At 53.1% G+C, this 21640-nt stretch carries 23 protein-coding genes and 1 riboswitch; of the genes, 18 read left to right on the top strand and 5 right to left on the bottom strand.

Annotation, left to right across the window (positions count from 1 at the left end):
• Window position 1 precedes the first annotated feature (1 nt).
• The gene (locus MKY74_RS17985) at window positions 2-406 is read left to right on the top strand and encodes an alpha-glucosidase C-terminal domain-containing protein (protein ID WP_144025345.1); all 405 of its coding nucleotides are present in this window, start codon (window positions 2-4) and stop codon (window positions 404-406) included.
• 75 nt (window positions 407-481) lie between these two features.
• Here MKY74_RS17985 and MKY74_RS17990 read toward each other — a convergent pair whose 3' ends face one another.
• Complete coding sequence (locus MKY74_RS17990) at window positions 482-859, bottom strand: winged helix-turn-helix transcriptional regulator (RefSeq protein WP_234489216.1); 378 nt, start codon at window positions 857-859, stop codon at window positions 482-484.
• A 128-nt stretch (window positions 860-987) separates the two neighbouring features.
• On the opposite strand from MKY74_RS17990, the gene MKY74_RS17995 reads away from it, so the two are divergent.
• From MKY74_RS17995 to MKY74_RS18030, 8 genes are all read left to right on the top strand, one after another.
• Window positions 988-1245, top strand: a complete 258-nt coding sequence (locus tag MKY74_RS17995; RefSeq protein ID WP_076167028.1) for a hypothetical protein — start codon at window positions 988-990, stop codon at window positions 1243-1245.
• Window positions 1246-1389: 144 nt separating this feature from the next.
• Window positions 1390-2376, top strand: a complete 987-nt coding sequence (locus tag MKY74_RS18000) for an iron-hydroxamate ABC transporter substrate-binding protein (protein ID WP_076167025.1) — start codon at window positions 1390-1392, stop codon at window positions 2374-2376.
• Between the two features lie 230 nt (window positions 2377-2606).
• A complete protein-coding gene (locus tag MKY74_RS18005; protein ID WP_084203725.1) occupies window positions 2607-3572 on the top strand; it encodes an ABC transporter permease in 966 nt (321 codons plus the stop codon).
• 83 nt (window positions 3573-3655) lie between these two features.
• Entirely contained in the window at window positions 3656-4480 is an 825-nt protein-coding gene (locus MKY74_RS18010; RefSeq protein ID WP_084203839.1) for a carbohydrate ABC transporter permease, read from the top strand.
• Between the two features lie 84 nt (window positions 4481-4564).
• On the top strand, window positions 4565-6271 hold the full coding sequence (locus MKY74_RS18015; protein ID WP_076167017.1) for an extracellular solute-binding protein: 1707 nt from the start codon (window positions 4565-4567) through the stop codon (window positions 6269-6271).
• A 91-nt stretch (window positions 6272-6362) separates the two neighbouring features.
• Window positions 6363-8267: a cache domain-containing sensor histidine kinase gene (locus MKY74_RS18020; RefSeq protein WP_076167014.1), complete on the top strand. Its 1905-nt coding sequence runs from the start codon at window positions 6363-6365 to the stop codon at window positions 8265-8267.
• Window positions 8245-9804 (top strand): response regulator transcription factor, encoded by a 1560-nt coding sequence (locus MKY74_RS18025; RefSeq protein ID WP_076167010.1) that lies wholly within the window; start codon window positions 8245-8247, stop codon window positions 9802-9804. The genes MKY74_RS18020 and MKY74_RS18025 overlap by 23 nt, the downstream gene beginning before the upstream one ends.
• A 154-nt stretch (window positions 9805-9958) precedes the next feature.
• The gene (locus MKY74_RS18030) at window positions 9959-10888 is read left to right on the top strand and encodes a serine hydrolase domain-containing protein (RefSeq protein WP_167372832.1); all 930 of its coding nucleotides are present in this window, start codon (window positions 9959-9961) and stop codon (window positions 10886-10888) included.
• A 141-nt stretch (window positions 10889-11029) separates the two neighbouring features.
• On the opposite strand, the gene MKY74_RS18035 is transcribed toward MKY74_RS18030, so the two are convergent.
• Window positions 11030-11350 (bottom strand): hypothetical protein, encoded by a 321-nt coding sequence (locus MKY74_RS18035; RefSeq protein WP_076167006.1) that lies wholly within the window; start codon window positions 11348-11350, stop codon window positions 11030-11032.
• Between the two features lie 157 nt (window positions 11351-11507).
• Here MKY74_RS18035 and MKY74_RS18040 point away from each other — a divergent pair, with 157 nt between their 5' ends.
• From MKY74_RS18040 to MKY74_RS18065, 6 genes are all read left to right on the top strand, one after another.
• Window positions 11508-12227, top strand: a complete 720-nt coding sequence (locus MKY74_RS18040; RefSeq protein ID WP_076167002.1) for a class I SAM-dependent methyltransferase — start codon at window positions 11508-11510, stop codon at window positions 12225-12227.
• A 109-nt stretch (window positions 12228-12336) separates the two neighbouring features.
• Window positions 12337-12663, top strand: a complete 327-nt coding sequence (locus MKY74_RS18045; RefSeq protein WP_167372831.1) for a YrdB family protein — start codon at window positions 12337-12339, stop codon at window positions 12661-12663.
• A gap of 134 nt (window positions 12664-12797) precedes the next feature.
• Window positions 12798-12902: riboswitch (TPP riboswitch) on the top strand.
• A gap of 139 nt (window positions 12903-13041) precedes the next feature.
• Window positions 13042-13740 carry a thiaminase II gene (gene tenA / locus MKY74_RS18050; protein WP_076166996.1) on the top strand — a complete coding sequence of 233 codons (699 nt, stop codon included), beginning with the start codon at window positions 13042-13044 and terminating at the stop codon, window positions 13738-13740.
• Window positions 13737-14585, top strand: coding sequence for a hydroxyethylthiazole kinase (gene thiM, locus MKY74_RS18055; RefSeq protein ID WP_432206589.1), 849 nt, complete (start codon window positions 13737-13739; stop codon window positions 14583-14585). The genes tenA and thiM overlap by 4 nt, the downstream gene beginning before the upstream one ends.
• Complete coding sequence (gene thiD / locus MKY74_RS18060; RefSeq protein ID WP_076166993.1) at window positions 14582-15397, top strand: bifunctional hydroxymethylpyrimidine kinase/phosphomethylpyrimidine kinase; 816 nt, start codon at window positions 14582-14584, stop codon at window positions 15395-15397. Before thiM ends, thiD begins: the two co-directional genes overlap by 4 nt.
• A gap of 185 nt (window positions 15398-15582) precedes the next feature.
• A complete protein-coding gene (locus MKY74_RS18065; protein ID WP_244169173.1) occupies window positions 15583-17091 on the top strand; it encodes a carboxylesterase/lipase family protein in 1509 nt (502 codons plus the stop codon).
• 98 nt (window positions 17092-17189) lie between these two features.
• Here MKY74_RS18065 and MKY74_RS18070 read toward each other — a convergent pair whose 3' ends face one another.
• Entirely contained in the window at window positions 17190-17588 is a 399-nt protein-coding gene (locus MKY74_RS18070; RefSeq protein WP_076166990.1) for a GyrI-like domain-containing protein, read from the bottom strand.
• A gap of 263 nt (window positions 17589-17851) precedes the next feature.
• Between MKY74_RS18070 and MKY74_RS18075 the strand changes: the two genes are divergently transcribed.
• The 3 genes from MKY74_RS18075 (at window position 17852) to MKY74_RS18085 (ending at window position 20602) form a co-directional block, all read left to right on the top strand.
• Window positions 17852-19135, top strand: a complete 1284-nt coding sequence (locus MKY74_RS18075; RefSeq protein ID WP_076166985.1) for an alpha-L-fucosidase — start codon at window positions 17852-17854, stop codon at window positions 19133-19135.
• Window positions 19136-19159: 24 nt separating this feature from the next.
• Entirely contained in the window at window positions 19160-20032 is an 873-nt protein-coding gene (locus MKY74_RS18080) for a sugar phosphate isomerase/epimerase family protein (RefSeq protein ID WP_076166982.1), read from the top strand.
• 87 nt (window positions 20033-20119) lie between these two features.
• A complete protein-coding gene (locus MKY74_RS18085; RefSeq protein ID WP_076166978.1) occupies window positions 20120-20602 on the top strand; it encodes an NUDIX hydrolase in 483 nt (160 codons plus the stop codon).
• Here MKY74_RS18085 and MKY74_RS18090 read toward each other — a convergent pair.
• Together MKY74_RS18090 and MKY74_RS18095 are read right to left on the bottom strand one after the other, a co-directional pair.
• Entirely contained in the window at window positions 20599-20970 is a 372-nt protein-coding gene (locus MKY74_RS18090; RefSeq protein WP_084203722.1) for a hypothetical protein, read from the bottom strand. The genes MKY74_RS18085 and MKY74_RS18090 overlap by 4 nt on opposite strands.
• A 71-nt stretch (window positions 20971-21041) precedes the next feature.
• Window positions 21042-21476, bottom strand: coding sequence for an Lrp/AsnC family transcriptional regulator (locus MKY74_RS18095; protein WP_076166974.1), 435 nt, complete (start codon window positions 21474-21476; stop codon window positions 21042-21044).
• Window positions 21477-21640 lie beyond the last annotated feature (164 nt).

The raw sequence follows: 21640 nt of genomic DNA on the forward strand, positions 1-21640 counted from the left end.
AATGTCAATGGAACAACAGTGGAATATGGAGCCCGCCAAATGTATGGCGTTGACCGTTCAGTTAATGCAGGGCCGAATCTGCCCTGTGACCGGCGGTGATGAAGAAGCAGACGGCTTTTACCAAGCGTTGGGGCGGTTTGCCCAAGACCCTGTCATTCACGAGCTGCTTGAGAGCGGAAGCTTTGAATTGGTTGACGTGGGGGATGATGATATATTTGCTTACAAACGAAGCACGGATCAGCATCGGCTGCTGATCGTAGCGAATATGAACAAGGAGGAGGCGGCATTCCGGGGTGACGGAATAACAGGCGGACAGAAAATGGTATCCGTCTATCCGGATACCGTTCCATCCGAAGCGATGCGGCTGCGGCCGTATGAGGCGTTTGCGGTATTGATCAACGGATGAAGGAGGGGGAGTAATCCCTCCTTTTTTTGTGCACTGCTGGATTGTTTTAGTATAAGGGGGTATCTTAATCGGTGCCTAGTTGGAGTTGGATTGTTTAAGGTGGCCGCCCATCGCTTTTTTATAAGAACTGCCCCATTCCCTGATCTGCAGAATGACCGGTTTGATCGTCTGGCCGAACTCGGTCAGCGAATATTCCACCCTTGGGGGGACCTCAGGATAAACCACTCTTTGGACGATTCCGCAGTCCTCCAGCTCCCTAAGCTGAAGTGTGAGCATGCGCTGCGTAATACCTGGAATGATCTGACGCAGTTCGTTAAAGCGTTTGGTGCCGTCCAGAAGGGTGTACAGGATCATTCCCTTCCACTTGCCCCCAATGATATTCAAGGCGACTTCAACCGAGCAGCCCTGGAGATATTCGGCGCGGAGTACGCCATATTCCGGATTTTTCTTCAACCCGATCCCTCCTCATAAGTTACAAGAAGTATACTGTACCACAAAAATGTGCGTACTTACTTCTCTCCATTTTAGCACATATAATCAGATCAGCAGCTGCATACATGGACTAAAGGAGAGAAAAGGATATGGAATATCAAGCTTTAACAGGCCGACAAGCTTCAGCTTCACCTTCTGTAGCGGGATACCGCTGGTGGTCCTTGACCGTCATCCTGTTTGCGACCTTTATGGCAATTCTTGACGTATTTGTTGTGAATGTTTCGATACCCGATATTAAAAAAGGCCTTTCGTCAACCGACGGGCAAGTTGAATGGGTGGTGACTTCCTATACGATCGCTTATGCCTGTTCTATTGGTGACCGGCGCTGTCACGAAAAAAACACTTGATAATGAGATTCATTATCACATATGATACTTAAAGAGAAATCTTTCACGTAAAACCGGATGGACCATGGATGTACATATAGGTTTTCGTAAAAATAATGAGACTCTAGCCTAGATAGAATGAACCAGTGGAGGGGACATACCATCATGAAACTCAAACTTAAAGGATCACTGCTGCTCGCGCTGCTGATGAGCTTTACCGTATTGGCCAGCGCCTGCGGCGATAAAGCCGGCAATTCAAACACAACGGATTCGGGGGCAGCGGCAGGAGGTAACAGCACCGCGGATACCAAGCAGGAACGCGTGCTGACGGACGCGCTTGGTCATGAAGTGAAAGTGCCAGCGAATCCGAAGCGGATCATCGCATCCTATTTGGAAGATCATCTGCTGACGCTTGGCGTCAAACCGGTTGCCCAGTGGTCGACTGGCAAAGGTTCCGTGCAGTATTACCTGCAGGATCAGCTGAACGGCATTCCGGAAATCTCTTACGACCTTCCCTATGAAGCCGTCATGAGCTTTACGCCGGATCTGATCATTCTGAGCAGTGCGGACATGGCGACGGATGACAAATACGAGCAGTACTCCAAAATCGCACCGACCTACGTCGTAGGTAAAGAGAAGAGCAACAATTGGCGCGAAGAACTGAAGGCGGTCGGGGAAGTGCTTGGTAAGAGCAAGGAAGAAGAGGAAGCCGTTCAAACTTATGATAAGAAAGCGGCGGACGCCAAGGAGCAGCTTCAGAAGGCCAACGGCACGCACACGGCAGCGGCACTTTGGGTGACGGGCAAAGACATTTACGTGTCAAGCGACCACTTGTCCAGCGGCTCGGTGCTGTATGATGATTTGGGACTCGCGAAGCCTAAATTGGTAGAAGAACTGTCCAAAACCGGCACGGCGAGCTGGAATCAGGTTTCGCTGGAAAAATTCGCGCAAATTGACGCCGATTATCTGTTTATCGTCAACAGCCGCGGCGTATCAAAGGATGAGCTGCTGAAGGATCCGGTATGGGCTAACATCCCGGCCGTCAAGGAAGGCCATGTGTATGAGTTCGACGATCATTCCAGCTGGCTGTACTCGGGAACGATCGCCAATACGCAAATCATCGATGACGTGTTGTCCAACGTCGTCAAATAAATCAATGAAAACTTGTAACGTTCTACATTAGAAATTAAGGTTTAGAAGCCTCGGTTCCGGCACCTTCTGTCGGATTCGGGGCTTTTTTCTGTGTTCTCCACCGGATGCCACCTGAAATTTAGAAACCTTAACTAAAATTTGAAGACTATTTTTCATAGGAACCGCCGCCTATAATTAGTACCTGAAAGGGCTTACATAAGAGATTTCAGAAACGGGGTGCTTTCCAGAACATGAACGCAAGGGCCGGTATCGAAGCCGAGTGGGAACCTGCCGCCGAGAAGGCGAAAGAGAAGAAGCTGTGGCGGAAAATTGTGGGCCAGCGCTATCTGCAGATTATGGCTCTGCTGGGCGTCGCCTGGATGATTGTTTTCAATTATATCCCGATGTACGGGGTCATCATTGCTTTTAAAGAGTTTGACATTATTCACTCGATCTCTTCGGCTCCGTGGGTCGGATTGGATCATTTCAAGGAATTCCTGGAGGACGACAGTCTCGGATACGTGATCAAAAATACGCTCGGGATGAGCCTCCTGAAGCTGGTGATCGGGTTTCCGCTGCCCATCCTGTTCGCACTCCTGCTGAACGAAATCCGTTCGATCGTGTTCAAAAAGTGGATTCAGACGATTTCCTACCTGCCTCACTTTTTGTCCTGGGTCATTCTGGGCGGCATCCTCGCCACCTGGCTGGCGGATGTGGGCATCGTCAACAAGGTGCTGATGGCGCTTCACCTGATCGATCAGCCGATTACATACCTGGCCGAGCCCAAATACTTCTGGTCCATCGTCGTCACTTCCGACATCTGGAAGGAGATCGGCTGGTCAGCGATTATTTACCTGGCGGCGATTTCGAGTGTCTCTCCGGAGCTGTACGAGGCGGCTACGATCGATGGGGCGGGCCGGATGCAAAAAATGTGGAACATTACGCTTCCTTCGATCAAAGGCACGATTTCCATTTTGTTCATTCTGGCCGTAAGCGGCATCCTGAACTCCAACTTTGACCAGATTCTCGTGCTGCGCAACTCGCTGAACGAAACGTCTAGCAACGTCATAGACGTCTACGTATACAACGTTGGTCTGGCAGAGAGCCGGTACTCCTACGCGGCTGCGGTCGGACTGATCAAAAACGTGATCGCTCTCGCGCTGCTGCTTGGAGCCAACAGCATTACGAAACGGCTTAACAATACTTCCTTATTCTGATGGGACGGCGGTGACTCTTCGTGTATTCATTCAAACGCCAAAGCGCTTCGAGCGCGATCTTTGAAATATTCAACTCCGTGCTGATGCTGATCGTCTGCTTCGTCACGCTGTATCCGATCTGGTACGTCATCGTGAACGCATTTAATGACGGGGCGGACGCGATGCGGGGCGGCATTTACTGGTGGCCGCGGCAGTTCAGCCTGGACAGCTTCCAGGCCGTATTCCGCAGCGAGGGCATTATGACCGCCATGGGGGTCACGGTGGCCAAGACGCTGATCGGTACCCCGGTTCACGTGTTTTTTACCGCGATGGTGGCGTATGCCTTTTCCAGAAGGGAGCTTGTCGGACGCAAGCTGTATATGTTCATCGGCACGGTGACGATGTTCTTCGGCGGGGGCCTTATTCCGTATTACCTGCTGATCCGGGATTTGCATCTGCTGGACAATTTTCTGGTATATATCCTACCTGCTGCATTCAGCTTCTTCGACCTGATCATCTTCCTGTCGTTTTTCCGGGAGATTCCTCCGGGACTGGAAGAAGCGGCGAAGATCGACGGGGCGAATGATTTTAAAATTTTCTACAAAGTCATCATTCCGGTATCCATGCCAGTGGTGGCGACAATCGCCCTCTTTCACGGGGTGTACCAATGGAACGATTACTTTACCGGGATGATCTTCATTAATGATACGAACCTGCAGCCGATCCAGACGTATTTGTACCGCGTCGTTGCGCAGTCAAGCTCCAACCAGATGCTGGCATCCATGCCAAGCGGCATGGCGGTGTCGGTGACGAGCCAATCGCTGAAGCTGGCTACCATGGTCGTTACCACCGCGCCGATCGTCTTCGTGTACCCGTTCCTGCAAAAGTATTTTGTAAAAGGCTTCATGATCGGATCGATCAAGGAGTAACCGGGAATCCGGGTTAATTCATGGTTATCAGTCCCGCCTGGCGGGAGTGTTAATAGATTAACGAAAGAAAAGGGGTTAGAATCCATGAGCAAATCGCGCAGACTCATGACTTCCATGATCGCTCTGACCGTCGTGTTCACGATGGCGCTGTCCCTTGCGGGCTGCTCCGGCGGCAAGAGCGAGACAAACGGCGGAAACACCGCCGCGACAAGCGGAAGCACGGATGCGAAGAACACGTCGTCCACGGGCGGCGGGGAAGCCAAACCGAATCCGGATGAGCCGGGCTGGAAGTCGGACAACGCGCCAATCACGTTTGATTGGTACATGAACTTTTCGTGGTTCAATAAAAAATGGGGCGGCGACGCGACTGCCGAATATGTCACCAAGAAGACGGGCGTCAGCATCAACTTTATCGTTCCGGCGGGTAATGAGAACGAGAAGCTGAACACCATGATCGCCTCAGGCAAGCTGCCGGATTTCATCACGCTCGGCTGGAGCGAGGAAGCCGTCAAGAAGATGATCGAGGGCAAGCTCGTGCTTCCGCTGAACGAACTGGCCGATCAATACGATCCTTACTTCTTCAAAGTAGCCGACCCGGCTAAACTGGGATGGTACACGCAGCCGGACGGCAACATCTACGGATACCCGAACGCATCGTCCTCTCCTGAAGATTACAAAAAGTACGGCTCGAACTTCACGTCAAACCAAACGTTCGAGGTTCGCAAGGACATGTATGAAGCCATCGGCAGCCCGGATATGAGCACGCCGGAAGGGTTCCTGAACGCACTCAAGCTGGCGAAGGAGAAGTTCCCGGAAGTGAACGGCCAGCCGCTCATTCCGCTCGGACTGCATGAATTCAGCGAGACCGGCAACTATTCGCTCGAAGGGTATCTCCAGAACTTCCTGGCAATCCCGCAGCAGAAGGACGGCAAGCTGTATGACCGCCGCCTGGATCCCGAATACATCTCATGGCTGAAGACGTTCCGCAAAGCCAACGAAATGGGACTGCTCTCGAAGGACATCTTCATCGACAAGCGTCCGCAAATGGAAGAAAAAATCGCACAGGGCCGCTACTTCGCGATGCTGTACCAGCGCTCCGACTTTGATGCGCAGAACATGTCGCTGTACCAGAAGGACCCGAATTCTGCGTACATCGCGATCAACGGTCCGGCCAACTCCAAGAAGGACGCGCCGACCCTCTCCGGTCCTGGCATCTCCGGATGGACGCTGACCTTGATCTCCAAGGACGTGAAGGACAAGAAGCGGGCGATCGAGTTCCTGACCTACCTGATCAGCGAGGAAGGCAACAAGGACCTGTTCCTCGGCGAAAAGGGCGTGACCTACGACAACATCGACGGCAAAGACCAGTTCCTGCCGGATGTCGTGAAGCTCCTGAATACGGACCGTACCGCGTTTGACCAGAAATACGGCGCGTCCTACACCTACTGGATGCTGATGGATACGAACATGAACCTGCAGTGGGCACCGCCGGGCGTCGATCCGCAGAAACAGATGGCGGACTGGACGAAAGGCAAATCGATCAGCATGTCCGAATTCGACAACCTGGATCCGCCGAGCACATCCGAAGAGGGGATTGCCGGCAGCAAAAACGCACGGAATTGGGGTAAACTGCTGCCGAAGCTGCTGCTGGCCAAATCGGATGCCGAGTTCGACGAGATGTGGAACAACTACATCGAAGACCGCAACAAGAACAAACAGGACAAAATTGACGCGTATCGCCAAAAGGCATACGAAGAGAACGTTAAAAAACTAGAAGCGCTCAACAAATAAGCGCCTTCTGACACAGGCCTGGAATCCGCGATTTTTTGCTCGCGGATTTTCAGGCTTATTACCATAAATGGGCTGGGTGGTGCTTGCGGCTATGATCAAACTTGCCCGGAATCGAATGGCCAGGCTGTCGACCGCCATCGGCCGGATGCCGATTCAATTGAAGCTGATCCTATCGTTTATCTGTATTATTTTGATCCCAATCACCCTGGTTTCCTGGTATTTATTCAACGGGGTATACCTGAATACCATCAAGGATTTGACCAAAAAAAACCAATATATTCTGGAGATCGAGAAAACGAACGTGGCCAACAACATGCAGGTGATGGAACGGACGGCACAGCTGGCCATCTCCAACAGCGAGATCAATGAGTATCTGCAGAGCCGGGAGGAGCTGGATACGGCCGATTTGATCGATTTTAAGATGAAGACGTTCTCCAGCTTTCAGTACTATCTGTTTAACAATCCGAACATCGCCAACATCCGGCTGTATTCGGAAAACCCGAACGTGAGAGAGTTTTGGCCGGTCATTTTCAAAGAATCCCGAATCAAGAACAAGCCCTGGTACCAGACGGTTCTTCGGCGCAACGGACTGGTCTGGTGGGAGATCAGCGCGACGAATAAGGACGTGATCAAGAACAGCACGGTGGCCAGCGATCAGGTCGGCGATTTTGTCACGCTGCTGCGCGAGATCAAATATCCGAACGATAAGCATAACGGCATCCTGGAGGTGACGATGGAGCTGAACAACTTTTTTATGAAAACCTTCAGCAGCGTACAGGATACGAGCTCACAAATGATCGTGGTGAACCGGGAGGGCAAGGCGTTTACCAACCCGTCCCTGAGCCTGATGCAAACGCTCCCTGTCGAAACGATCATGGCCGAGTTCGCCAAGCACGGCAAGAAAACGGACCACGAGTTTACCTTTACTTATAACGGGACGCCATATTTGTGCATTCCGAGCGATATGGAGCCGCTGGACAGCTATCTGTTCAACGTCGTTTCGCTAAAAAGCGCTTTGTCGGACGTCAGCAAACGGCGGAATACGATCATCATTGCCACGATTATTCTGATCGCCCTGCTGTCGGCCACGTCCTATATCCTGCATTCCTTGATTTTGAAAAAGCTGAACATTTTGCGCGATTCGATGAAAAAAGTACGCAAAGGCGACTTTAATTTCGAAATTGACATTACAAGCATGGATGAGATCGGGGAATTGGCGCATCATTTCCGCCAGATGCTCAAACGGATGAACGAGCTGATCGTCGAGGCGGTGAACCGCCAGGCGGCAACCAAGGAAGCGGAGCTGAAGTCGCTGAAAAACCAGATCGACTCCCATTTTCTGTACAATACTCTCGAAAACTTAAAGATGCTTGCCGAAATCGAGGGCCAGTACACGATATCCGATTCGCTCACCTCACTCGGACGCATGATGCGCTACAACCTGCAGTGGACCAGCAACCATGTGCGGCTGAGGGATGAACTGGAGCATATCCAAAACTACATCGCCATCATGAACATACGGTACGACAACAATCTGGTGCTGAACATCAACGTTCCGCCGGTCCATATGGAACAGGAAGTGTTGAAGATGTCGCTCCAACCCATCGTCGAAAACGCCGTTAAGCATGGAATGGGTTCCCGTTCCGAGGGCGAAAAGCTGGAAATCGCTATACATGCTTATGTATCGGGGGACAGCATCATTATCGAGGTCTGTGACAATGGCGACGGGATTCCCGAATCCAAGCTGAAGAAGATCAACCTGATGATCCGGCTGGAAGACGCGGACTATCAACAAATGCGGAAGGAGCTGAACGACGGGGAAAGCAGCGGCATCGGACTGCGGAACGTCGATCAGCGGATCGTCATGTTTTACGGGAAGTCGCACGGGATCCGGGTGGAGAGCGCCGAAGGAAGTTTTACGCGAGTCACGATGACGCTGCCTTATCTAATTCTAGCGGGAGGTGTGCCTGCCCATGTGCAATCTGCTAATCGTTGATGATGAGAAAAATATCCGGGATGGCCTGAAAGCGATGATTCGCCGCGAATTCGGCGACGACTACGCACTGTACTTTGCCGCGAATGGGGAGCAGGCGCTTCAAGTCATGGACGAGACGGAAATAGACTTGGTCATTACCGACATCCGCATGCCGGTGATGGACGGAATCGAGCTCATTAACCGTATACAGGATCAGGAGGCGCGGCCGGATCTGGTTATTCTAAGCGGTTATGACGACTTCCAGTATGCCAAAGCGGCGATCCGCTGCAATGTGAAGGAATACTTGCTGAAGCCGATCGTTCGTGACGAGCTGTTCCGGACGCTGCGGCGCCTTGACGAAGAACGCATCCGCAAGGGGGAAATCGCCGATCAGCTGCGCGGAACGAAGGCGCTGAAGGAAAATTATGCGGTGAGCCGGCTGCAGTATTTGTTTTTGCAGGAAGGCATGGACGAGCACGCCATTCGGGATGTGGTCCTTCAGGCGGGATTGGATTGGCTGGATGCAGGCGGATACGCCGCGCTGGTCCTCGTCCCGGAACGCTACCGGGAAGCCGGCTGGGATGAATTCACCACTTATGTTGACCAGATGATCGGCTGGCTTCCGGGTGAACGTTATATCCGTTTTTACGACAAAGACGGCAAACTCGTAATGTTTACCGACACCGCTGCTCCGTTCAACCGGCTGGGAGAGGAAATCATCCGGCAGTCGTCCAGCGCCATCCGGGCCGGCATCAGCGAAGAGATGGTGGGAGCAGGGGAGGTGAAGAAAGCTTACCAGCAGGCCGGCCGGGCGTTGAAGTACTTTTTGTTCCAAAACATGCCGGGACTCATTCGAAGCACCGAACTGTCCGGCAAACGGACGGATTACCGCATCCCGCTGGAAGACATCCGGAAGACGGCCAACCTGCTCGGATTGGATCGGGATGCCGAGCTGAGCAGGCTGCTGCAGCATATTTTCGATATCCGGACGATTCTTCAGTATGATATCGGGTATCTGGAAGGGATCAGCCATGCTTTTAATGAGCATGTATTCGACCAGGTGTTTCAAACCTATGGCGAGGAATCCGTCGACATTTTAAAACTCCACAAGCAGGTGGGGAATCTGTACAACTTCAACCATTTTCATGATTATTTCCATAGTTTGGAGAGCCTGCTCTTCCTGCTGAGCGATTATGTGAAACGGATGCGGTCGATGCATTTTGACCAGAGCGAGATTCAGCGGGCCATCGTCTATATCGAGGAGCATTTTCATGAAAACTTGAATATGGCCGTTGTTTCCAATCATGTCTCATTGAATTATTCGTATTTCAGCCAAGCTTTCAAGGAGTATACGGGGGAGACGTTTGTCAGCTACTTGCGGAAGCTGCGGATCCGTAAAGCCAAGGAGCTGCTCGGCAGCACGGACCTGAAAGTGTACGAAATCAGCGAGCGGGCCGGGTTCGAGAACGTGAAGCATTTTACCAAGGTCTTCAAGGAAATGGAGGGCGTTGCGCCGCTCGAATACCGCTCGCAGCAGGAGGCGCTAAGGCGGAGGTGAACCCCCGAGACCGGCTGGAGGCTCCTGACTTGCTGTTATGTGTTGGTTTGAAAACCGGGAACGAAGCGAATAAAAAAGGTAACGGGCAGCAGGAAAATTACATGATGTTGGCGAACATATATTCCTATCATGATTATCATTAGGAGGAGTGTTTGTGAATCTGGACAGCGTTCCTAACCAAGCAGCATTTGAGCCATTGGATGAAGTCGTCCGAAAGGCACGCACCGAATACGGTGCGTCAGCTTCATCCATTCTGGTCATACATAACGACAGGATCGTCTATGAGCAATATCATGGATTTCATCATCATAAAGGAGGAGCGGTTCCCGTTACGAAGTCCTCCATGTTCAACATTTACTCCACCCGAAAAACGTATATCTCCTGTGCAATGGCTATGGCGGCTCTGGACAACGGAGTACCGATCTCCACCCCGGTTGCAGAAGTGTTGAGCGATTACCCCGGTGAAGATTTGGGGCAGTTGACATTATGTGATTTGGCGACTGCTTCCGGCCCTAAATTTTTTCATGATATGCAATGGGAGAGGGAAGGGATTCAAGGGCAGGTAGTGAGAGCCTTGTCAGGGAAGTCTATTGCGGCGTTTCTGGAGGAGCGCGTTTTAAAGCCGCTCAGCTGCAAGGAAACCATATGGGCTACCGCGCCAACGGCCAGTCTTGTCTGCGACTATGCAACGAATCCAGCCTATGCTACGGTTCGTCTGGAATCCCATGAAGGGCATGAAAGAAACATGTATGCGACCACCAGGGATTTGGCCAAGTGGGGGTACCTGCATTTGAAACGGGGAAGCTCGGGAGGGCGTCAGCTGATTCCTATGGCATTTTATCATCTCAGTGACGAGTTGAAAGCGATGAATCCGGATCGCCGTATACTGGGGTGGTATCATCGCTCGGATTGGTTCTACGCTACTGGAGCAGCAGGATGCCATGTGGTTGTCTACCCGGAACATCAGGCCGTGGGTGTCAGAATGCTCAATAAGTATACGAGCCGTTATGAAGACGACCAGAATTTTTTCAATAACGCCCTCCTGCAGTGTCTGCAACAAGCTGGAACGACAAGCGTCCTGTAGCTAGAGGCATTGCGCTTCAGAGGCGTGGAATCCGCTGAAAGCAAATAAATCAAGAGTAAAAGGCTGCCGTGAGGCAGCCTTTTACCGTTACTGGACGAGCAATGAGGAAGTGGTACGAGCATGAAAACCAGAATCTAGGGATCATGATGTCGGCCTCGGATGGCCACGGCGAGCCAATCCACGCTTCATCCCGTAAATGAGGAGATCAACCGCCGCACCGATGATGACTGCCATGACGATGGAGAGAAGATACGCCGGGAACCGTAAGGGAATAAAGTAACTGTTCGTTACGAAAGCGTGTTTATCGGACAGCCAGCCCGAATACACTGGGTCATGCAGCAAGGCTTCAAGCAAGGGATTCAGCCGGATCAGTATGATGTTGGCCAAACCCTGTCCGGAGGCATCCAGTATGCAGGTGAGGATCATACATAACGTGAGCCAAAAAGAAACGCTTTTTAACAAAGACAATCCCCGCCTTCAAACTTGATCTTGTTATTTATAACGCATCCTGCGGCAATTAAGTTATGCACAGCTTACATTAAACTGGTTTATTTATATCCAACCTTTCTGTTGGTTGGTATAATATGGTGGTGAATAGCGAGTCTACGGAGGTGGTTGCATGAAAGAGAGGGTGCTTGAAGCTTATACCAAGCTTGCCAAGGACTATGAACTGCATACCGATTCGGACAGCGGTGCCAATGCATACTACGAGCGTCCGGCCATGTTGGAGCTGCTGCCAACGGATATGTCCGGACTCCATGCCCTTGATGCAGGCTGCGCCGCAGGATGGTACACCGAGAAGTTCGTTTCCCGGGGCGCATCGGTATCGGCGATCGATTTCAGCCCCGATATGGTGGAGGCGGCCAAACGGAGAGTCGGCAGTCAAGCGGAGATTCAAGTTCATGATCTAAATGAACCGCTGCCATACGGAGCTAATAAGTTCGACTTTGTTCTCAGTTCGCTAACGCTGCATTACATCGAAGACTGGGATCCTTTGTTCCGAGAGTTTCAGCGGGTATTGAAGCCTGGAGGAACGTTATTGTTTTCGGTGCATCATCCGTTTATGGACTTTACCGTTTTTAAGAGACCGGATTATTTTGTACGGGAGCTGCTTGTAGACAGGTGGACGAAGAAAGAGGCAGGCAGCGTTGAAGTGACGTTCTTCCGCAGACCCCTGCAGGAAATCGTCAATATGACGTCAAGCTGGTTTGTACTGGACCAGCTTGTCGAACCAAGGCCGGTTCCCGAGTTTCTGGAGCGGCTGCCGGAGTCGGCCGACTTCTACCAGCGGATTCTGCATCACCCGCATTTTTTAATTGTGAAAGCCCACAGGCCGTAGTGAGAGTGGAAGAGTTTTCGTCGCGAGAGGCAAGAAACAATCGGCGTAATTTTACTGAGAATGGCTTCATTCCAAAGGCCCTGACCGGCCCAAAATGGAGGGTTTGGCAATGATTGTGATCGACCTTATCTTTTTTCTAATGGAGCTGTGCGCACTGGCAGCCTTTTGCCTGTGGGGATTTAAACTGGATACCGCCTTGTGGATCCGTATCGTGGTAGGAATAGGCTCGCCGGTCGTTGTTGCTGTTTTTTGGGGTATGTATGTCGCACCGAAAGCGACCTTCCCGGTGACGCTTCCCGTCCGGGCTGTGCTGCAGCTGATCGTATTCGGTCTGGCCGCGGCTGCGCTGTACGGATCGGGTTATCGAACAGCCGCTGTCATTTATGCCGCTGTCGTTATCGTCGAGATGATCCTTTCTTACGCGTTGAAAAGATAAACACTTGAAGGTGGCAGGAAATCCGCTTAAACGATCGACAAGCTTTTTCCCGGTATCCCGCCAGCAGCTTTTTTTGTTTGACAACACCGGCGAACGGAGCTACAGTTAATCATGAACTTGTAAAATATCATACGAAAATCCACTAGGGGAGCTGCGGAGGCAGCTGAGACAAGTGATCGCTTGGACCCTTTGAACCTGATCCGGTTAATACCGGCGGAGGGAAGTGGAGCAGGCCTATACATACGCATCTTTCTTGATGAGATACATTCAGGATGACACTGCAAATAGCGGCCGCTCCATTTCGGGGCGGCTTTTTTGTGTTGGCTTCCCCGCGCCCCGACATGCGATTTTCGTCAAAATTAACGGAGGTGCATGATCATGGCCCGGTTTACCGAAGAATTGAGACACGCGGCAGATCCTATTTATCAAGCGATCTTCAAGCATCCGTTTGTACGGGGGATTGCGGAAGGTACCTTGTCCAAGGAGCAGCTGATTCACTATGTGAAGCAGGATTTTGAATATCTAAATGCCTACATCCGGATCTATGGCATTGCCATATCCCGATGCGATTGCCGGCAGACGACCGCGCTTTTTAACGAACAGATTTCGTTTATTTTGAACAGTGAAACGCATCCCCACCAAAACTTTTGTGATGTCGCCGGTGTTGCATATGAGGAACTGCAAGGCTATCCGCTGGCTCCATCGGCCAATCATTACATCCGGCATATGCTGAACGTCGCCCATGAGGGGGGACTTGAGGATATTGTAGCTGCGCTGTTACCTTGCCCGTGGACCTATACGGAAATCGGCCAACGTCTGCTGGAGGAAGTCCAGCCGGAGAAATCCCATCCGTTTTATGAATGGATGCACTTTTACGGGGACCGTGAAAGCGGCGTGACGGTACAGCTGCGGCGGCTGCTCGACGAATGGGCGGAGGGTCTGCCTCCCGCAAGAAAAAAACGGCTGATGGAGCATTTTCTGACCAGCTGTCAGCTGGAGTACATGTTCTGGGAAATGGCGTTTACGCTTGAGGATTGGCCGGTTTCCCTGGCTGCAGCGGAAGGGGTGGGACGATGACCGCCGATATGTTTCCGTCCGGACTCATCCAGCTTCCTTTACGGATAAAAGAGCAGCGTCCGCTCATTCACAACATGACGAATGTGGTCGTGACCAACTTTACGGCCAACGGCCTGCTTGCCCTTGGCGCCTCCCCGGTAATGGCCTATGCCAAAGAGGAGGTGGCCGATATGGCTCGGGTCGCCCAAGCCGTCGTCCTGAATCTCGGAACGCTGAGCAGCGAATTGGTGGAAGCGGCGATCATCGCCGGCCGATCGGCGAACGATCATGGCGTTCCGGTGTTCCTGGATCCCGTCGGCGCGGGAGCAACCGCATTTCGCACGGAGGCTGCGCTGCGGATTTTGCGTGAGGTCCGCGTGTCACTGGTTCGGGGCAACGCAGCGGAGGTTGCCCATCTCATTGGTGAATCCGGTGCAATTAAGGGCGTCGACGCAGGTGAGGCCGGGGAGTCTGCTCCCGCCGACTTGGCGGCACGGGCGGCACACCGTCTGGGGACGCTCGTCGCCATTACCGGGCAAGAAGATGTAATCACCGACGGAACGAGGGGATACTTGATTCGGGGCGGACATCCGATGCTGACCCAAGTCACCGGGACCGGCTGCTTGCTGACATCGGTGATCGCCGCTTTTGGAGCGGTCGAACCCGATCTGCTGTCCGCCGGCGCGGCCGCCTTGGCTTACTACGGTGAAGCGGCCGTTCGGGCATTTGAGCGGGCAGGCATGGAGGGGCCGGGAAGCTTCCAAATCGCTTTCCTCGACGCGTTGTCTGTGATGGAGCGCCACCCGCTGGAGGAAGGAACCATTACCTCTCTTCTGGAGTCGGCAGGAAGGGGATTTGTGCAATGAGCATCCCGAAAGCATTGACGGTAGCCGGTTCTGACAGCGGCGGCGGGGCAGGCATCCAGGCGGATATTAAAACGTTCCAGGAGCTTGGCGTATTCGGTATGTCCGCGATTACTGCCATTACCGTTCAAAACACACTCGGAGTACAAGGTGTATATCCGCTTCCTGCGGCTGCGGCAGCCGAACAAATGGATGCCGTGGGCACCGACCTCGGCGTGGATGCGGTCAAAACCGGTATGCTGTTCAGCGCGGATATTATTGAGGCCGTAGCAGGACGTATAGCCGATTTTGGCTGGAGGAATGTGGTGGTCGACCCGGTTATGGTCGCCAAAGGCGGCGCGCGGCTGCTGCAGCAGGACGCTGTTGACGCGCTGAAGAACAAGCTGCTGCCGCTGGCTGCTGTCGTCACGCCCAACATTCCGGAGGCGGAAGTGCTCGCGGGGATGGCGATCCGGTCGATGGAGGAACGCTGCGAGGCAGCCTACCGCATCGCGGCTTACGGTCCGGCGATGGTTGTAATCAAGGGCGGACATGACGAATCGTCTGACAAGGCGGTTGATCTCACTTTCGACGGAGAATCCTTCTCGACCCTGGAAGGAAGTCGGATTGACACGCGTCATACGCATGGAACGGGATGTACCTTCTCGGCTGCGATCGCCGCTGAGCTGGCTAAAGGGAACCCGGTCAACGAGGCCGTACGGACGGCCCGTGAATTCATCCAGGCGGCCATCGAGAACTCGCTCGGTATTGGCGGCGGGAGCGGTCCGACGAATCATTGGGCCTTCCGCAGCCAAAAGGAAGGGGCGGCAAGATAAAGGCAGTCGATACTTGTCTGCACCACAAGCGATTAGCACCTGTCTATATAGACAGGTTTTTTTCTTGGCGCTAGCTTCCTTAAATGGTCGTCGATTGATGGCTTTTTGCACCGAGCTTCGGTTAGGCTTTGTCCAATTTTTAGTGTTACAATGGTAGAACGATTCCAACGCTAGAAAGGATGTTAATGAAATTGGACCAACTCCTCATCCGTACTCATAATGGCCTGATTCAAGGATATGTTCAGAACGGCGTCCGGACCTGGAAGGCGATTCCTTACGCCGAGCCCCCCGTCGGCGAGCGGCGTTTCCGGAAACCGCTTCCTGCACGGCCGTGGGCAGGCGTCAGATCCGGGGACATGACGGTACCGCTTGCCCCGCAGCGCGTCAACCCTACGGGTGGCGCCTTTAGACTGAAACGGGATCAGATCCCGCAGTCCGAGGACTGCCTGTACGTCAATGTGTGGGCCCCTGACGAGCCGGCACCGCAGCCGCTTCCGGTCATGGTGTGGATCCATGGCGGCGCCTTCGTGACGGGCGGCGGCGGACTGCCCATTTATGACGGCTCCGAGCTGGCGCGCCGGGGAGGCTTGATTGTCGTCAGCCTCAGCTACCGGCTGGGTCCTCTCGGTTTTACGCATTTTTCCCCATTTTCCGGCGAGTCCGAAGACGGTTATGTAAGCAACGCCGGTCTGCTGGACCAAATCGAAGCGCTGCGCTGGGTGAAGCATAACATCGCCGCTTTCGGCGGAGATCCTCAGCAGGTGACTGTATTTGGTGAGTCGGCGGGAAGTATGAGCATCGCGGCGCTGCTCGCAATGCCTGCAGCCCAAGGCTTGTTCACCCGGGCGATTATGCAGAGCGGGGCTTCCCAGGCGATCTCGGACTCCCATGGCAGGCTGCTTACGAAGGGACTGCTGGATATCCTTGGCATTCCGGAGGATCAGCTGGAACGGCTGCAAGAAGTGCCGGCCGAGGAGATCTTAAGAGCGGCAGACGAGTTAAAACAGGCGGCTGGAGCGAGTGCCGTCATGCTGTTCCAGCCCGTCGTCGACGGGAAGCTGCTGCCCGTCACGCCTTTGGAAGCGGTGGCCGCGGGTTCCGCGGCCGGCATCGAGATCATCATTGGTACGAACCGGGATGAAGGGGCGCTTTTTATACCGGAAGGCATGCCGATGCTGACTAAGGAACAAAACGCCCGGGCGTATACAGCGGTGACCGGATCGAAGGAAGCGGCGAGCTGGATCGAAGCATATCCGGCCACCGTGGAGGGACAGCGTCAGGCGATGACCGAGCTGTTCTTCTGGAGGTCGGCCCTTCAGTTCGCAGAAGCCCAGCTGCCGCATGCGGCGGTATGGATGTACCGTTACGATTATGCGATGGTGCCGGGCGATCCGCTGCTGGGAACGGCCTTTCATTCCGCCGAAATTCCGTTTGTGTTTAACAATCTCGACTTGCTTGCAGGCGCAGGTATGCCGGTGAACGAAGAGATGAGGAGCGTGGCGGAATGCATGCAGGAGGCATGGACGTCTTTTGCCAAGCGCGGACAGCCCTCAACGCCTTCTCTGCCGTGGCCTGCGTACGATGCGGAGGAACGCTGGACGATGGTGTTCGGTGCAGACAGCGCGGTTACCCGTGATCCGGATGCGGACAAACGGCGGATGCTGACCGGCGGGTCTGACAAGAGAACAACTTAATCTTCCTATGCCAATAGGTCACGCCTGCGAATCCGGGTGTGACCTATTTTTCATAAACCATGACGGTATTCATTACTCTTCGTTACTTAGCGGTTTGGTTACTTTACGGCTATGTAAATTTCTATTTCTCCGCCGGGGTGGTATTTCTCATAATCATAGGTATAGGCCCGGCGTAACGCCCCTGCTTCTTCTTTCTCCCAGATGCTTCTCCACGTTTTCACGATGCCCATTTCATCAGCGGTGTCTACCGTAAAAACCTCGTACGTCGCGTCATCCGGGATTTCTATCCAAGTATCGCCTGGGTGATTCTCGGTTGCGACGCTTAACGAATAGTCTCCCTTGTAATTACTTTCATAATCATAATAAATACCGTATATCATGTCGCGATGCCGCTCAACCTTGTCCGAGGCTTCGTTCCAAATGGCCTGGATTTTTCCCATCATGCCGGGGTCATTAAAATTATTCGTCCGCGTGCTGTTGATCAGGTGCAGTTTCATGGATTTCCCTCCGCTTTCCGTATCGATTCGGTTTCATTCAAGGCGTCTTGTTTCATTCATTATAGAACGTTTGTTTGTATTTTTCAAATTTTAACCATTTAGGATGACTAGATTTCGTGCGAAAAAAGCGATTTTGAATAAAAGGGTATCCCGGATGCCGGAACGAAGAATAAGGGAGTGCCGTCCGGCAGTGCAGTAAGCAACGCTGCCGAATTTTGCTGCGGCACAAGACAAGAAAACAGCTATTGGAGGGCGAATAGGGCATGAATCCGCGTTTTGAAAGAACGGCAACATTAATGAACGACCGCTTTGGCCTGTTTATTCATTGGGGATTGTATGCGATTCCGGCCAGAGGCGAATGGGTACGGAGCCAGGAGCGCATCACGAATGAACAGTACCAAGCCTATTTTGAGGAGTTTAATCCGACTCTGTATGATCCGCGTGCATGGGCCAAGGCGGCCAAAGCGGCCGGACAGCGCTACGCCGTGCTGACGACCAAGCATCACGACGGCTTCTGCTTGTTTGACAGCGAGCTGACGGATTACAAAGCAACGAATACGCCCGCTGGAAGAGATCTGATCCGCGAGTATGTCGATGCGTTTCGCGAAGAGGGGCTGCAGGTCGGTTTCTATTATTCGTTGATCGATTGGTACCATTCGGATTATCCTGCCTTCGGCGACCGCCAGCACCCGATGCGTGCGGAAGAATCGTACAAGAACCGGGAGGAGCAATTCGACCGGTATTTGGAGTATATGCACGGACAGGTCCGGGAACTGCTGACCAACTACGGAAAAATCGATATTATGTGGTTCGATTTCTCATATGATGATATGACCGGCGAAAAGTGGCGCGCCACCGAGTTGATCCGGATGATCCGCTCCCTGCAGCCGGACATCGTCATCGACAACCGCTTGGGCGGCAATATTATGGCGGCGGAGCCGGAGGAATACGCGGGCGACTTCTTCTCGCCTGAGCAGATTATTCCGCCGCGCGGCATCGTGAATGACCTGGGCGAGCCGATTCCGTGGGAGGCTTGTATCACTCTAAACGACCATTGGGGCTACCATGCGACGGACAAAAACTATAAGTCTCCGAGACAGGTCATCCGTGCGCTGGTGGAATGCGTCAGCAAAAACGGCAATTTGCTCCTGAACGTCGGACCGGACGCCAAAGGGGAAATTCCGAAGGAGTCCCTGGCCATTTTGTCCGTTGTCGGTGAATGGCTGCGCCGGAACGGGGACAGCATTTACGGCTGCGGGATTGCGGCACTTCCCAAGCCGGAGTGGGGGCGGTATACGCAAAAAGGCAATAAGCTGTACGCCCATATTTTTGACCGCGGCATCGGCCCGATCTACTTCCAGGGTCTGAAGGGGAAGATCAAGAAGGCCCGCCTGCTGTCGGACGGCAGCGAGCTGCACGTGGAAACGCCTTGGATGGCCGATCAATATTCGGATACGGACAGCGGCGCGTTTATTCACCTGGCCGGCGGCGATCTGCCGGATGAACTGGATACGGTCATCGAACTGGAGCTGACGGAAGAAATTTAACAACAGACCGGAGGGATTACGCGAATGAAGCCTGGAGTAAGTACATACAGCCTTTTGCAAGCGATTAAGGCGGGAGAGATGACCGTACTGGACGTCATCGACTGGATTGCGGAGCATGGCGGGGAACATATGGAGATCGTGCCGTACGGTTTTACGCTGGAGGATCAGCCTGAGCTGGCCGATGCGGTTCGTGAGCGGGCCGCTGCCAAAGGAATCGAGCTGTCCAATTATTCGATGCCGGCCAACTTCGTGCAGGATACGCCGGAAGCCTTTGAAGAGGAAATTGAACGCATCAAGCGGCATGTGGACACCGTTCACCGATTGGGCATGAAGCATATGCGTCATGACGTGACAGCATTTACGCTGCCGCCGGAGAAGCGGGGCATCGATTATCTCGAAGCCAACCTGGACCAGATCGTCGAAGGCTGCCGGCGGATCGCCGATTATGCAGCAGGGTTCGGCATCACGACCACCGTCGAGAATCATGGCATGAGCGTTCAGGCCAGTGACCGCGTTCAGCGTGTGCTTCAAGCTGTTGACCGTCCCAATTTCAAAACGACGCTCGATATCGGCAACTTCCTCTGTGCCGATGAACAGCCGCTTGTCGGCGTTAAGCGGAATCTCCCTTATGCATCGCTTGTGCACGTAAAGGATTTCTATATCCGTCCGGCGGATCAAAATCCGGGAGGCGGCGCCTGGTTCCTCACCTCGCACGGCAATTATTTGCGGGGAGCTATCTTCGGGCAGGGCGATATCGACGTACGGCGGGTGCTCCGTTTGATCAAGGAATCCGGCTACGACGGATACATTACGCTGGAGTTCGAGGGCATGGAGGAGTGCCGGGAAGGCACGAAGCTTGGCCTTGAAAACCTGAAGCGGATCTGGGACGAAGTCTAAATCACTTCGATAGGGAAGCGGCTGCCGGGCCTGCCCGGCAGCCTTGTTTTTTGCTGAAACATGATCATTTACTTGGAGGTTGATTGCATGATGATGCCTACGCATATCGGAGCCGTCGGTGGCTTTGTCGAGAACGGCCGCGGGGATATCCTGCTGGTCAAGACACGGCACGGCGGATGGGTTTTTCCCGGCGGCCAGGTGGAGAAAGGTGAGAACCTGATGGATGCCCTGACCAGAGAAATCAAGGAAGAGAGCGGCATCGACACCGAAGTGTCGCATCTGATCGGGATTTATTCCAATACGGGCAGCTACCTGTGGCATGACGGACAAACCCCGGTTCCGACCAAGCTGATGCTGGACTTTGTATGTACACCGACGGGAGGGGAGCTGTGCACATCCGAAGAGACTTCAGACAGCCGCTGGGTACCGAAAAGTCAGGTGCTCGACCTCGTAACCGCGCCGGCCATCCGGATCCGATATCAGGCTTACCTGGACTTTACCGGTAAAATCTATTATATGGAGTACATCACGAGACCGGAATTTGAGGTTAAGCTGCAAAGAACGCTTTAATCCGAATGTAACGCCCCGGGCTCGGGGCGGGTCCATTTGACCCATACCCGATAGATGGTTGTTTTATCGACGTGCTGCTCGTCGGCAAACACCTCACGCTTGCCGTAACCCGTGGTCTTCGCTTTCATCAGCTCCCATACCAGGGCGCCGGCGATCTTCGGATCGGCCGTCCGGTACCCGTCATACGCCCAGCCGAGTTTGTTATAGGGTTCGTCCAATGCCCATACTTGGGCTTCATACATCGAATCAAACGTCATTTCTTCATCGTGCCAGATCAAACCGGACAAGTCGTGCTGCTTCAATCCATTGCCCGTACCTTGGGTTACAAGCTCGAAAAATGGCACAGGCTTGTTTCCATCATCCTTCATGTTCTGTCATCCCCCCAATTATCCATTCAACGAAACGCCGTACTAGCGGTGCATAAGTTTCATGCGGATGTTTATGGTTCGTCCAGCGCAAAAGCTTTGGAATCAAACGTCGTTGACAGCACGGTGATCGTCTGCGTGAAGCCATACTTGCTGCAGGCCATCCGGAACTCCTCCAGCGATTGCATCGAAGCCGCAACCACCTTCAGGATAAAATTATATTGACCGCTGATTTGATGCAGCTCAAGCACGTCGGGAGACTGGGAGCAGAATTCGGTCAATGCGTTGCAGTGATCGGCCTGCACGAGAATAAACGCGGTGATCGGTTTGCCTATTTTATCAGGAGACAGCACCGCACGGTAGGATGCTATGACGCCTTTATCCTCCAGCTTGCGGATCCGCTCGGTCACGGCCGGACCGGACATGTTGATCATGCGGCCCAGCTCGGAAATGGAAATCCGTGCATCTTTTTGCAGAATATCTAAAATACGCAGGTCAATTTGGTCCATAAAGTGAACTCCTTTCGTCATTTGAAAATATCCAGGCAGAGCAAGCCTCATGATTCAGATCCCGGACAGAACCTTAAAATTATAAATTCGGAACGGTGGATAACTTCAAATTCAAAGTAAAAGGGTAGGAATAACTTGGTTTTTGTATGTAACAATGCCCCTGT

This window comes from Paenibacillus sp. FSL R5-0378 (genome assembly GCF_038009285.1).
Lineage (GTDB): Bacteria > Bacillota > Bacilli > Paenibacillales > Paenibacillaceae > Paenibacillus_AQ > Paenibacillus_AQ favisporus.

Excerpts from the sequence above, each read along its gene's own strand:
- thiD (WP_076166993.1), top strand. The coding sequence starts at position 14,582 with ATGAGCATCCCGAAAGCATTGACGGTAGCCGGTTCTGACAGCGGCGGC.
- MKY74_RS18080 (WP_076166982.1), top strand. The coding sequence starts at position 19,160 with ATGAAGCCTGGAGTAAGTACATACAGCCTTTTGCAAGCGATTAAGGCG.
- thiM (WP_432206589.1), top strand. The coding sequence starts at position 13,737 with ATGACCGCCGATATGTTTCCGTCCGGACTCATCCAGCTTCCTTTACGG.
- MKY74_RS18065 (WP_244169173.1), top strand. The coding sequence starts at position 15,583 with ATGAAATTGGACCAACTCCTCATCCGTACTCATAATGGCCTGATTCAA.
- MKY74_RS18025 (WP_076167010.1), top strand. The coding sequence starts at position 8,245 with ATGTGCAATCTGCTAATCGTTGATGATGAGAAAAATATCCGGGATGGC.
- MKY74_RS18090 (WP_084203722.1), bottom strand. The coding sequence starts at position 20,970 with ATGAAGGATGATGGAAACAAGCCTGTGCCATTTTTCGAGCTTGTAACC.
- MKY74_RS17995 (WP_076167028.1), top strand. The coding sequence starts at position 988 with ATGGAATATCAAGCTTTAACAGGCCGACAAGCTTCAGCTTCACCTTCT.
- MKY74_RS18000 (WP_076167025.1), top strand. The coding sequence starts at position 1,390 with ATGAAACTCAAACTTAAAGGATCACTGCTGCTCGCGCTGCTGATGAGC.
- MKY74_RS18045 (WP_167372831.1), top strand. The coding sequence starts at position 12,337 with ATGATTGTGATCGACCTTATCTTTTTTCTAATGGAGCTGTGCGCACTG.
- MKY74_RS17985 (WP_144025345.1), top strand. The coding sequence starts at position 2 with ATGTCAATGGAACAACAGTGGAATATGGAGCCCGCCAAATGTATGGCG.
- MKY74_RS18010 (WP_084203839.1), top strand. The coding sequence starts at position 3,656 with ATGCTGATCGTCTGCTTCGTCACGCTGTATCCGATCTGGTACGTCATC.
- MKY74_RS18040 (WP_076167002.1), top strand. The coding sequence starts at position 11,508 with ATGAAAGAGAGGGTGCTTGAAGCTTATACCAAGCTTGCCAAGGACTAT.
- MKY74_RS18095 (WP_076166974.1), bottom strand. The coding sequence starts at position 21,476 with ATGGACCAAATTGACCTGCGTATTTTAGATATTCTGCAAAAAGATGCA.
- MKY74_RS18070 (WP_076166990.1), bottom strand. The coding sequence starts at position 17,588 with ATGAAACTGCACCTGATCAACAGCACGCGGACGAATAATTTTAATGAC.
- MKY74_RS18015 (WP_076167017.1), top strand. The coding sequence starts at position 4,565 with ATGAGCAAATCGCGCAGACTCATGACTTCCATGATCGCTCTGACCGTC.
- MKY74_RS18075 (WP_076166985.1), top strand. The coding sequence starts at position 17,852 with ATGAATCCGCGTTTTGAAAGAACGGCAACATTAATGAACGACCGCTTT.
- tenA (WP_076166996.1), top strand. The coding sequence starts at position 13,042 with ATGGCCCGGTTTACCGAAGAATTGAGACACGCGGCAGATCCTATTTAT.
- MKY74_RS18005 (WP_084203725.1), top strand. The coding sequence starts at position 2,607 with ATGAACGCAAGGGCCGGTATCGAAGCCGAGTGGGAACCTGCCGCCGAG.
- MKY74_RS18020 (WP_076167014.1), top strand. The coding sequence starts at position 6,363 with ATGATCAAACTTGCCCGGAATCGAATGGCCAGGCTGTCGACCGCCATC.
- MKY74_RS18085 (WP_076166978.1), top strand. The coding sequence starts at position 20,120 with ATGATGATGCCTACGCATATCGGAGCCGTCGGTGGCTTTGTCGAGAAC.